Raw genomic sequence first — 12,229 nt, 5'->3', positions numbered from 1 at the left:
AGACTTATTCTGTCTTTCCCGTTTTATGATCATCTTGCACAACCTCATCACGATAACGACAGCAAGGATGAACACTATTATAAGCTTCATCTGTAGCTTTCATCTCTTCCACATCATGACCAACAGCTGCGATACTTTTTTTAATATCTTCTAAACTGGTTTTCTTCTGATTATAAATCAGTTTTAATTCGTGGGTTTCCACATTCCAATCGGCTATTTTTACGCCTTTTGCTTTTATACTGGCTTTTTCTATACGCTCTTTACACATTTGGCAAACGCCATCTACTTGTAGAGTAGCTTTAGCATTGCGTTTTTGAGCTACACAAAATGTTGTTGTCAATACAAATATGAATAAAAATATATTTTTCATTTTTTTCAGTTTTATAAGTTATAATTATTTAATTCGATACCGTAAACCGGCATAATATAAGCTTCCAAAAATTGGACCATATACAAATGTACTATCAAAATTTGACCCAAATGGGTTTTCGGTTCCTAAAATCGGGTTGGGTTGACGAACATTAGTAATATTTTCTCCTCCGACGTAAATTTCAAATTTTGGTGAAAAAACTTTCGTGATTTGAGCATTTACTGTATTCACCTCAGGTGAATATTCCGGTAATTGATATTGTGACGGATTGCTTGCTGTTGAAGCAAAGCGTTGTTTCCCTAGCCAATTATAGGTTATATCAAATTTCCAGCGACTATTGTTTTTTACAGGTGTTGCATAGGAAGCATTTGCAAAAAAACGATGCTGCGCTGTTAAGGGTTTTATTTTTTCTCCTGTTTGATATTTAGTTTTTACATTATAATATTTATAGGCAAAACGCGTATCGAATCCTTTTAAAAGATTATAGTTTAATTCAGCTTGAAAACTGTTAGCAGAACTTTCATTCTCTAAATTATAGAAGCTGATTGCTCGTGGATTTTCCCAATCTACCACCACTTGATTTTTAAAGTCTGTTCGGTAAAAGTCAAAAGCAACATCTCCTTTTTGGCCGAACAAATTAAAACCTTGCAGATAAGACACACCGTAATTCCACGCTATTTCAGGATCTAGACCATAAATATCGCCACCTTCCGATTCTATAATATTAATATTTCTTGCCGTTGAAAATAAGTTTTGATTTTCAGCAAAAATATTAGCAGAACGTTTTCCGCGACCAAAAGAAGCTCGAAAAGCAGATTTTCCCCAAGGCGTATAACGCATGTGAAATCTTGGCGTAACAAATAAACCTAATCGATTATGATTATCAATTCGTGCACCTGCGGTTAAATTTAGCTTTTCCAAATTATCAAATTGATATTCAAAAAAACCACCGACAGAATTATCTATTCGTTCAAAATTCTGTGTTTCTACCAATTCATCATACGCATCATAAGTAAAACTAATTCCGGTTTTAATTTTATGTCTAGAATCACTAATGATAGAATTGTACATAATATTTGAATAGATGCTGTTGTGTTCAATATTATATTGTCTCAACCCAAAATAAGAATCTTGTTGATGACTACTTACGGCAAATTGAACACCTAAAGTTTGCCAGGGTAAATCTGGATTTACATAGCCTAATTTACCGGAAATATCGTAGCGTCTGGTTTCTATTTCGCTTCCCCAAGCATTGGTGGTTAATTTATCGGTTTTAGGATCAAAATTTAATTCACCTGTTTGTTTATAATCATCTAAAAAACGAAGGTTAATAAAACCAACCAGTCCATTTTCATTATCGGTATATTGCCAACGATTCATTACATTCACTTGTTCATACAAAGGCATATCTAGAAAACCATCATCATTTACATCGTGTTTTTCTTGATGCATATTTCCATGCACATATACGCCCGTACTCCACTTTTTACTAACACTGGTATTGTAATGTACATTTCCTTCTAATCTTGTACTGCTAGCACCGTATAAGTTAACAAAAAGCTTATCATCTTTTAAGGGTTTTTGAAGTTCTGCATTAATTTGTCCGGCAATACTTTCGTAACCATTTACTACGCTTCCGGCTCCTTTGGTAATTTGTATACTTTCTACCCAAGTTCCCGGCGTAAAGGTTAATCCGTAAGCTTGTGCGGCACCACGAACTGTTGGAATATTCTCCATTGCGATAAGAATATACGGACTGGTTAAGCCCAACATTTTTATTTGACGCGTTCCTGAAATAGCATCGGCAAAATTTACATCGATAGACGGATTGGTTTCAAAACTTTCAGATAAATTACAGCAAGCTGCTTTTAATAACTCATCGCTACTGACATTCATTGTGTTTTGTGAATCAAGGTAAGAACGCGAAGTAGCTTGTTTTCTTGAAACTACTTTCACCTCATCTAATGAACTCTTCGGTGTTAACTTATGCGTTATTTTTTTAGACGGATTTTTCACGGTAATGGTATCGGTTTTAAACCCCACATAACTAATGACAAGTCTCTGATATTCTTTTTTATAAGAAAGAGAAAACTTTCCATCAAAATCGGTTACCGTTCCTACGTCGGTATTTAACCAATAAACATTGGCACCTAATAAAGGAAGAGATTTATTTTTATCATTTTTTTCTAAAATGGTTCCTTGAATCTTTTCTTGTGAAAAACTAAGCAAAGAAACACTAAGAAATAATATATTAAATAGGTATTTCATAATTAATGTTTGCAAAATATTGTTGAACTGAATTGTCTTTTTTTTAAACAATTCAATTAAATTATACTAATCATTTACAAAAAGTAAATGCAAACATTAAATAATAAAGACTTGGTAATGCTGAAGTAGATTCTTTTGAGGAAATAATGGCGGATCGTAAAAGACAAGTTTTTTTTCTACCTTAATTTTTTGTAAAAAGCCACTAAAAACTTGGGTTGCAATTAACCAATGCTGCTTGTGAAATTTAATTTTTTTAGACTCAAGTTTCTTAAGACTTAAATTTTCTTGTCCGTAAATAACATCACTGGTTTCTTTACAGCAATTTTCAGCAACTTTTTGTGAATGCTTATTTTCTGCGTGAAAATTTTTACAGATCGAATGTTTACAATTTTGTAATTCAGTAAAAATACTCGCTTCTATTAGAGATTCACCACAAAAGCGCTTATTAACCGTAAACGAACTTGTTGATACAAGAACACAAACAGCCAAAAATGACATTAAGATAGTATGTACCAAATTATTTTTCACGACACAAAAATAGAAAATAAAATGAATTGTTTAAACCTGAAACTTTTTATTTACCATGTTCAAATGATAAGTGCAACAGATTAGATTGATTTTTATTTGCTAATAAGCTACTAAAACACCGAACATATAATTTAAATTACCTTTTTCTCCCATTTCTATTTTGATAGGTTTATGCTTTTCATATTTAGGTCTTACATAATACGTCTGACTAATATTTTCAGACTTACTCTTTCCAAAAGCAATATTTATAGAGTCTGTATTTTTAATTAATTCAATAGCTACAATCACTCCTGTTTTCGGGAATTCAACTTTATAATCTTCAATATTTATCACCTTCAATTTATTAGAGTTTTTTACGCTTAAGATTATGTTTTCTTGTAATAACTCCCGCTCTATTTTTTGAGTTTCAGTATTAAAAGCATAAATATGTAACCTAACATAACTTCCTTTTTTCTTACTTTTAATTTTCAAGTAAACCTTCTTTATTAAAGCTTTCGATTCTTTTAAAGGATTTTTAATATAAACACCTGGATAAAACTTTTGTTCAACAGAAGAAATCCTAAATGTTTTCTTTCGCCAATTATGAAATCCGTATTCCTCATATTTAGGTTCGGATTTCCCTGTAATAATAACTTCTTCTAAAGTTGTAACTTTCTTTTTCAAACTAATTGTATCCTTATCTAAGTTACGTTCAATTTTAAAAGGTTCGTAACCTATACAAGAAACCTCAACACGCATACTATTTTTATATTGAAAAACACCAGAAGAATCACCCAAAACTATACTATCATTTTTCAAATAAGTGATTTTAGGAAAAGATACAACTTCATGCGTCTCCCTATTTACTACAACAATTTTTTGTTGAGCAGAAAGACTTAAAACAGAGTTGAAAATTAAAATTACAATAAAAATCCTCATAACTTTCACCGCTAAATACAGGTAAGTTAGTAATGTACTTAACTTTCTCTAGAATCACAAGTCAAAATAAGACCTCTATTTTTTATTAATGACTAAAAAATTAATTAAAATTTAAACAAAAAAACGAAGCACTTATAAAAGAAAAAATTGACTTTTCAAGAAATAAATTACAAAAAATAATCATATATTTGCCGCTTTGATAGAAAAACTATCATACATAAAAATCATTTACAAAAATATTGGCATGTACTTAACAAAAGACGAAAAAGAACAATTGTTCGAAAAGCACGGTAGCGGTAAAAACGATACCGGTTCAACAGAAGGGCAAATCGCTTTATTTACAAAACGAATTGCACACATTTCTAAGCACTTAAAAAACAATCAGAAAGATTTTAACTCAGAGCGATCGCTTGTAGCCTTAGTAGGTAAAAGAAGAAGCCTTCTTGATTATCTTATGAAAAAAGATATTATGAGATATCGTGAGATTGTAAAAGAATTAGGATTAAGAAAATAAAAAAATTAGGGGCTTTTATGCCCCTTTTTTTATTTAAATATAAATGTCACCCTTGGCAAAAGGGTAGTTTTTCATTGGTCACACCACTACACAACAACACAACGACCATTGTTTAATTAGATTTTAAAACTATGATTCCACAAACATTTAAAGAGGTTATCGATTTAGGAGATGGAAGAACCATTTCTCTCGAAACCGGAAAATTAGCAAAACAAGCCCACGGGTCTGTTGTTGTACAAATGGGTGACGCTATGTTACTTTGTACGGTTGTATCTTCTTACAAACCAAGCACGATGGATTTCTTTCCATTAACTGTAGATTATCGCGAAAAATTTGCTGCAGCAGGAAGATACCCGGGCGGATTCTTTAAAAGAGAAGCTAGACCAAGTAACGAAGAAATTTTAACTATGCGTTTGGTAGACCGTGTACTACGTCCACTTTTCCCAAGCGATTACAAGTTTGAAACACAAGTAATGATTCAGCTAATGTCGCATGACGAAGAAGTTATGCCAGACGCTTTAGCAGGATTGGCCGCTTCAGCAGCTATACAGTTATCAGACATCCCTTTTGAATATCCTATTTCAGAAGCAAGAGTAGCGCGAATCAACGGAGAATTTATAATTAATCCAAGTCGCGCTCAATTAGATGAAGCCGATATCGACATGATGGTTGGTGCATCAGAGGACAGTGTTTCTATGGTTGAAGGAGAAATGGATGAAATTTCTGAAGAAGAAATGGCAGAAGCTATCAAGTTTGCTCACGAAGCCATCAAAAAGCAATGTGAAGCACAACGTAAATTAGCAGAAGCTTTCGGAAAGAAAGAAACACGTGAGTACGAAAAAGAGCGTAACGACGAAGCTATTGAACAAAAAGTACACGAAGCTACATACCAAAAAGTGTATGATATTGCAAAAGGAGGTCACGGAAAGAAAGACCGTACAGATGCTTTTGCAAATGTAAAAGAAGAAGTACAAGCTTTATTTTCTGAAGAAGAATTAGAAGAAAATAGTGACTTAATTAAAAAATACTTCAAAAAATCGCAAAAAGAAGCAATTCGTGATTTAACCTTAAAAGAAGGTATTCGTCTTGATGGAAGAAAAACTGACGAAGTTCGTCCAATTTGGTGCGAAGTAGATTACCTACCTTCAACTCACGGATCTTCAATTTTCACAAGAGGGGAAACACAAGCTTTAGCTACGGTAACTTTAGGAACTTCAAGAGAAGCAAATCAAGTAGACTTACCAACCCATCAAGGTGAAGAAACATTTTATTTACATTACAACTTCCCTCCTTTTTCAACGGGAGAAGCATATCCAATTAGAGGAACTTCTAGAAGAGAAATTGGTCACGGAAATTTAGCACAACGAGCATTAAAAGGAATGATTCCGGAAGATTGTCCTTATACGGTTCGTGTAGTTTCAGAAGTATTAGAATCCAACGGCTCTTCTTCAATGGCTACTGTTTGCGCAGGAACTATGGGATTAATGGATGCTGGTATTAACTTAAAAAAGCCGGTATCCGGTATCGCTATGGGATTAATTTCTCAAGGTGATAATTATGCAGTTCTTTCTGATATTTTAGGAGATGAAGATGCTTTAGGAGATATGGACTTTAAAGTAACCGGTACAGAAGACGGTATTACGGCTTGTCAAATGGATATCAAAATTAAAGGACTTTCTTACGAAATTTTAGTCAACGCACTAAAACAAGCAAGAGAAGGAAGACTTCATATTTTAGGTAAAATCACCGATACTATTTCTGCACCAAATCAAGAGGTAAAAGCACACGCTCCAAAAATTATTACCCGAAGAATTCCAAATGAATTTATTGGTGCAATGATCGGACCTGGAGGAAAAGTAATTCAAGAACTTCAAAAAGAAACTGGAACTGAAATTGTAATCAATGAAGATCCTGTAACCGAAGAAGGTATTATTGAAATATTAGGGACTCAGCAAGAAGGAATTGACAAAGTTTTAGCTAAGATTGATTCAGTAACCTTTAAACCTGAAAAAGGAAGCGTTTATGAAGTAAAAGTAATTAAGCTTTTAGACTTTGGAGCAGTCGTTGAATATACTGAAGCACCAGGAAATGAAGTCTTATTACATATTTCTGAATTAGCTTGGGAGCGTACTAATAATGTAACCGATGTATTGAATCTTGGTGACGTTATTGATGTGAAATATTTTGGTGTAGATCCAAAAACTAGAAAAGAAAAAGTTTCTAGAAAAGCTTTACTTGCTAGACCGCCAAGAGAAGATAAAAAAGGTTCTTCAAAAGAGAACAACAATAAAAAAGATTAAAAATAAAATAATTTTATTTTTTAAAAGCCTTAGCCGACAAGCTAAGGCTTTTTTTTATTTCGATTTAAGATAACATTAACTGACATACTTGCGAGTTTACGACGCTTTGTCACCTAAGCCAATACAACATAAAAACAAATCAATTCATATATCACAGCTATTTTATTAAAATAATGTAAAAGGCACAGCTAAACCAATTGATATTTGTTAAATTGTTGAATTACATAAAACCAATTATTTTATAAGGCACTTCTGCATAAAACTTGTGCCTTATTGAATAGAAAAAATTATACTGATAATCAATAAATTGAAAAAATGAAAGTATTAGTTATTGGAGCAGGAAATATGGGATTAACTTATTCAGAAGGAATGGCAAAATCTCCTTTACTGGCTAAGCATAATCTAAAAATATATGACACTGATCCAGAAAAAATTTCAAGTTTAGAAAAAGTTTCTCACTTTGATGTATACGACAATTTAGAAGATTGTCTCCCTAAAGCCGACGTAGTTTTTATTGCGGTAAAACCGTATCATAGCGATGACTTATTTAGTCAAATTAAACCGATGATAAACGATCAACAAATATTTGTATCGTTGATGGCCGGAGTCACTATAGATTCTATCAAAGAGCGATTAGGTGCAAAAAAAGTTATTAGAACAATGCCCAATTTACCGGCGCAGGTTGGCAAAGGCGTCACCTCGTATACGGAATCTGAGGCAGTTTCTAAGGTAGAATTAATTATGGTTCGTAGCTTACTTGATACAACAGGCGAATCTATTCATGTGGAAACCGAAAACTTTATTGATGCCTCTACAGGAATTTCAGGAAGTGGGCCTGCCTATGTATTTTATTTTATGCAATCTATGCTTGAGGCCGCACTTAAAATGGGATTCTCAGATTACGATTCAAAAGTCTTAGTGAGCAACACTTTTGAAGGTGCTGTAGAGTTATTTAATCAATCTGATCTTTCACCAAAATCTTGGATGGATCGTGTTGCATCAAAAGGCGGAACCACCAGAGCAGCGTTAGACTCTATGGAAGACAATAATGTAAAACAACTAATTCAAGATGCTGCTTATGCTGCATTTGACCGAGCTGTAGAGCTTGGCGAACAATAAATAAATAACCAACAAAACCAAATTATGTCAATTAAAAGAATTGTAGTAAAAGTTGGTACTAATGTATTAACCAACAAAGATAACCGAATTTTAGGCCCTGTATTAAAAGAACTTGTACGACAAATTTCTGTCTTGTATGAAAGAGATATTATGGTGGTTTTAGTTTCTTCTGGTTCAGCTATTGCAGGTAAAGAAGTCTTAGGAGAATGTTCAATCGAAGATAAATCTACAAGAAGACAAGTATATTCTTCAGTAGGTCAACCCAGAATGATGCGCCACTATTACAGTATTTTTCACGATTACGGAATGCGTTGTGCACAAGTGCTAGCCACAAAAAGGGACTTTACTCCGGGAAAATATCGTGAAAACATGATAAACTGTTATGAAGGTCTTCTTTCTGAAGGAATTATCCCTATAGCCAACGAAGACGATGCTGTTTCATTAACTATGTCTATGTTTTCTGACAATGATGAATTAGCAAGTCTAGTAGCCGAGTTAATTGATGCGGATAGACTAATAATTTTAACGGATACAGATGGACTTTATACCGGACATCCAGATGATGAAAATTCAACAAAATTAGCCGAAGTAAAAGTTAATCAAAATGTTGAAAAGTATGTAAAAGCTTCCGGTAAAAAAGAAGGAGAAGGCCGTGGCGGAATGGAGTCTAAACTGAAAATTGCCAAAGGTGCTGCTGGAAAAGACATCCCTACTTACATCGCGAACGGAAAACGTCAAAATGTTATTGTAGATATTATAGACGATAAAGAAGTAGGTACTAAATTTATTTCATAAAAAGTAAGTTTAATTTTTAAAAACAACACATGAAACTTTTAAGTTCAAAAATAAAAGATAAAGTTCTAGAATCAATGATGAAAATTATTGATCGAGAACGAGCAAATATTATAAAAGAAAATCAAAAAGATCTTGAGGCTTTTAATCGTGACGATCAAGCTTTATACGACCGATTGGTTGTAAACGAAGCTAAAGTTGACGGCATGATTCAAGCTATTAAAGAAGTAAAAGAACAAGAAGATCCTGTCGGAAAAGAAATTTCTGACATTACTTTAGATAGCGGTTTAAAAATAACTAATAGAACTGCTCCCTTCGGAACAATTATGATTATTTACGAATCTCGTCCGGATGTAACAATTGAAGCTGCAGTTCTCGCTTTTAAAGCCAATAATAAAATTTTACTAAAAGGTGGAAAAGAGGCTATCAACAGTAATTTAATTTTAGAAAAATGCTGGCATGAGGCTTTAGAAGAAAACGACCTCTCTAAAGATTGGATCAAACTACTTCACTTAAAACGTGAAGAAACCCAAGAGTTCTTAAGAAACCCTACCGAAAAATTAGATCTTATCGTTCCTCGCGGAAGTGAACGTTTAATTAAATTTGTTAAAGATCACGCCACTTGCGCTGTACTTATTAGTGGTAGAGGAAACAACTTTTTATATGTTGCCGAAGATGCTGATTGGGAGAAAACAGTAAAAGTCATTGTAAATGCAAAAACAGATAAAATTTCTGGTTGCAATGCTCTAGATAAAGTATTAATCGACAAAAATATTCCTAATTACGAAACGAAACTTAAAGAGCTTCAAGAAGTAATGAAGAAAGTGAATGTTGATATTTTAGTTGATAACAAGGTAGGAAAAACACTCAGCAACGAAGATAAAATACCAAACGAAGATATTTGGTATGAAGAGTTTTTAGCGCTTAAAATTCTATTAGCTGAAGTTGATGGTCTTGACCAAGCTATAGAAATGATCAACAAATATTCAGGTGGTCACTCTGCTTCCATATTAACTGAAGATAAAGAGAAAGCGGCTAAATTTATGGAACAAATTGATAGTGCTGCTGTTTACCACAATGCTTCTACCAGATTTACAGATGGCGGACAAATGGGTGTTGGGGCAGAATTAGCAATAAGCACAGATAAATTACACCACCGTGGTCCGTTAGGATTAAAACAATTGGTGACTAATAAATATTATGTTTTTGGAGACGGACATATTAGAGAGTAAAATCTTAATTTTATAAATGAGAACGCCTGTTTTTTAACGGGCGTTTTTTTTTATAAAAAAAGAAAAAGCCGTCATTACAACGACTTTTTCACCCCAAATAATAAAAAATGTTTAACTAAAAACAACTAACAATTTCCAAATGGTTTCATCTGAAAATATATGGTGAAGAGACACAATTTACGGCTCTATTTTTTTCTTTATAAAAAGCTGCTTGTGAAGATTTATTCATATTATTTAGCTGATTACTAATTGTGGCTAAAAACTTTTCTTCAGAAGCGATTACCTCCTCTTTATCATTAATAATTATTTTTAAAGGAAAATTCAATCTAACAATTAAATCTTCATCTATTTCAGCTAAAAAAGCTGCAAAATCTTGTTCTTCTTTCAACTTTACAACAATCATCTCTTTTTCACTATAAACCTCTAAAAAAAGAGGATATAAAACCGCCAAACATGTAACTTCTTCAATATTAGTATTATCTTGTTTAGCAAAACCAGATAAATTAACAGAGCTTAAACTAGAAAGGCCCTCATTTACAATCTCAGCGTTTTCAAAAGACCAATAAAGCAAAAGAGAGTTTAATAAATTGGTTTTCATATTTTTCTCATTTTACCCGTCAATTTACAAAAATAGAACAACACAAAATAAAAAATTCCTACCAATACATTAATTTTTTTCTAAATTTACTGCGAAAATTAAATTAAAAATGACAAAAAAGTTAAATGATAACGTATGCAAAGAGTCCATTTTCGCTAAGATTTATGACACTTATGCAGACCATATTTTTAATTTTCTCTATTTTAAGTTTGGTGAAGATTTAAATCCCGAAGATAAAATGCAAGAAGCTTTTATAAAGCTTTGGAAAAATTGCAAAACCGTTCCTCCTGATAAAGCAAAAAGTTTTCTTTTTACTGTCGCAAATAATTTAATGCTTAATGAAGCTAAGCACAAAAAGGTTGTTTTAAAATATCAGAAAAGCAAAAGAGCCAATATAGACAATCAAGATCCTCAATTTTTACTAGAGGAAGAAGAATACCTAAAAAAATATCAAAAAGCACTTGCCAATTTAACCGATGCGCAACGAACCGCTTTTTTAATGAATCGTGTAGAAGGAAAAAGACATAAACAAATTGCAGAAGAATTAGGTATTTCTAGAAAAGCAGTTGAAAAAAGAATTTACAGTGCGCTTAAAAAATTAAGAAAAGATATTAAAGAAATTTAATGACGGGGTAGGAAAAAAAGCTATCTAATTGTTTTATAAGCAGAGAAATGAAAAAGATGAAGCAAGAAAAACTCATACAAAAATGGCTAGACAATCAGCTCTCACAAGAAGAGCTGAACGAGTTACGCCAATTAGAAGAGTATCAGGATTATAAAAAAATAGCTGAAACCGCAGAGCAGTTTACAGTTCCCGCATATAATAAAGCAAAAAGCTTTCAAAAAATAAATGCGGCTATAGAAGAATCTAAACAAAAATCTTCTTGGACTAAACAGCTTCTTAAAGTTGCAGCAGTTGCAGCAATTGCGTTTTCAGTATATTTTGCTATTTCTTACAATTCTGCTACAGAAATACAAGCACTAGCTGGAACAACAGAACATGTAATTCTTCCCGATGAATCTTCTGTAGAACTAAATGATGGTTCTTCATTGACTTATTATAAATCTAAATGGAATAAAAACCGTCTGTTAAAACTTAACGGAGAGGCTTATTTTGAAGTTGCCAAAGGAAAAAAATTCACGGTAGAAACCACAGCTGGAAATATTAGTGTTTTAGGCACTAAATTTAATGTAAAGCAACGTGGAGATTATTTAGAAGTAACTTGCTACGAAGGTTTAGTGAAAGTAACTACACCACAAAAAGAAATTAAATTAGCTGCCGGAGAAAATTTTCAGTTAATTGGAAACATCACCCATCAAAAAGGTATCTCTGCGCGTAAACCAAGTTGGCTAGATGGCGTAAGTAGCTTTAACAGCGTACCGCTAGAACAAGTTATCTCAGAATTAGAACGCCAATATAATATAGAGATTACGTTAAAAAAACTTACTTTTGATACAGACGAGTTGTTTACCGGAAGCTTTGTACATAACGATTTAAAAACGGCCTTACAATCTATTACCGTTCCTTTTAATCTAACGTACGAGCAAAACAACAGTACTGTAATCTTAAGTGAACGTGAGTAAAAAAAT

The 12,229-nt window shown here is 32.8% G+C and carries 12 protein-coding genes; 7 read left to right on the top strand and 5 right to left on the bottom strand.

The window, feature by feature from the left end; all coding sequences use genetic code 11:
- Positions 1 to 4 precede the first annotated feature (4 nt).
- From D9R05_RS13875 to D9R05_RS13860, 4 genes are all read right to left on the bottom strand, one after another.
- Complete coding sequence (locus D9R05_RS13875; RefSeq protein ID WP_121667832.1) at positions 5 to 370, bottom strand: heavy-metal-associated domain-containing protein; 366 nt, start codon at positions 368 to 370, stop codon at positions 5 to 7.
- Positions 371 to 394: 24 nt separating this feature from the next.
- Positions 395 to 2,638 carry a TonB-dependent receptor gene (locus tag D9R05_RS13870; protein WP_121667831.1) on the bottom strand — a complete coding sequence of 748 codons (2,244 nt, stop codon included), beginning with the start codon at positions 2,636 to 2,638 and terminating at the stop codon, positions 395 to 397.
- A 96-nt stretch (positions 2,639 to 2,734) separates the two neighbouring features.
- Positions 2,735 to 3,154: an HYC_CC_PP family protein gene (locus D9R05_RS13865; RefSeq protein ID WP_162984999.1), complete on the bottom strand. Its 420-nt coding sequence runs from the start codon at positions 3,152 to 3,154 to the stop codon at positions 2,735 to 2,737.
- Positions 3,155 to 3,265: 111 nt separating this feature from the next.
- Positions 3,266 to 4,084, bottom strand: a complete 819-nt coding sequence (locus D9R05_RS13860) for a hypothetical protein (RefSeq protein ID WP_121667829.1) — start codon at positions 4,082 to 4,084, stop codon at positions 3,266 to 3,268.
- A 244-nt stretch (positions 4,085 to 4,328) separates the two neighbouring features.
- Between D9R05_RS13860 and rpsO the strand changes: the two genes are divergently transcribed.
- The 5 genes from rpsO to D9R05_RS13835 all read left to right on the top strand — a co-directional run bounded on the left by rpsO (position 4,329) and on the right by D9R05_RS13835 (position 10,041).
- Positions 4,329 to 4,598 carry a 30S ribosomal protein S15 gene (gene rpsO, locus D9R05_RS13855; RefSeq protein ID WP_121667828.1) on the top strand — a complete coding sequence of 90 codons (270 nt, stop codon included), beginning with the start codon at positions 4,329 to 4,331 and terminating at the stop codon, positions 4,596 to 4,598.
- A gap of 131 nt (positions 4,599 to 4,729) precedes the next feature.
- The gene (locus D9R05_RS13850) at positions 4,730 to 6,898 is read left to right on the top strand and encodes a polyribonucleotide nucleotidyltransferase (RefSeq protein WP_121667827.1); all 2,169 of its coding nucleotides are present in this window, start codon (positions 4,730 to 4,732) and stop codon (positions 6,896 to 6,898) included.
- A 315-nt stretch (positions 6,899 to 7,213) separates the two neighbouring features.
- Positions 7,214 to 8,017 carry a pyrroline-5-carboxylate reductase gene (gene proC, locus D9R05_RS13845; protein ID WP_121667826.1) on the top strand — a complete coding sequence of 268 codons (804 nt, stop codon included), beginning with the start codon at positions 7,214 to 7,216 and terminating at the stop codon, positions 8,015 to 8,017.
- Between the two features lie 24 nt (positions 8,018 to 8,041).
- Positions 8,042 to 8,812 carry a glutamate 5-kinase gene (gene proB / locus D9R05_RS13840; protein ID WP_121667825.1) on the top strand — a complete coding sequence of 257 codons (771 nt, stop codon included), beginning with the start codon at positions 8,042 to 8,044 and terminating at the stop codon, positions 8,810 to 8,812.
- Between the two features lie 29 nt (positions 8,813 to 8,841).
- Positions 8,842 to 10,041: a glutamate-5-semialdehyde dehydrogenase gene (locus tag D9R05_RS13835; protein ID WP_121667824.1), complete on the top strand. Its 1,200-nt coding sequence runs from the start codon at positions 8,842 to 8,844 to the stop codon at positions 10,039 to 10,041.
- A 145-nt stretch (positions 10,042 to 10,186) separates the two neighbouring features.
- On the opposite strand, the gene D9R05_RS13830 is transcribed toward D9R05_RS13835, so the two are convergent.
- Entirely contained in the window at positions 10,187 to 10,639 is a 453-nt protein-coding gene (locus D9R05_RS13830; protein WP_121667823.1) for a hypothetical protein, read from the bottom strand.
- A gap of 109 nt (positions 10,640 to 10,748) precedes the next feature.
- On the opposite strand from D9R05_RS13830, the gene D9R05_RS13825 reads away from it, so the two are divergent.
- Positions 10,749 to 11,264: an RNA polymerase sigma factor gene (locus D9R05_RS13825; protein ID WP_121667822.1), complete on the top strand. Its 516-nt coding sequence runs from the start codon at positions 10,749 to 10,751 to the stop codon at positions 11,262 to 11,264.
- Positions 11,265 to 11,320: 56 nt separating this feature from the next.
- The gene (locus D9R05_RS13820) at positions 11,321 to 12,223 is read left to right on the top strand and encodes a FecR family protein (RefSeq protein WP_162984998.1); all 903 of its coding nucleotides are present in this window, start codon (positions 11,321 to 11,323) and stop codon (positions 12,221 to 12,223) included.
- The last annotated feature ends 6 nt before the right edge of the window (positions 12,224 to 12,229 follow it).

Origin of the sequence: Mesonia aquimarina, assembly GCF_003667275.1 — a bacterium.
In the GTDB taxonomy this organism is placed as follows: domain Bacteria; phylum Bacteroidota; class Bacteroidia; order Flavobacteriales; family Flavobacteriaceae; genus Mesonia; species Mesonia aquimarina.
Note: the sequence above shows the minus strand (reverse complement) of the source record. Positions and strands in the feature narration are given on the sequence as shown.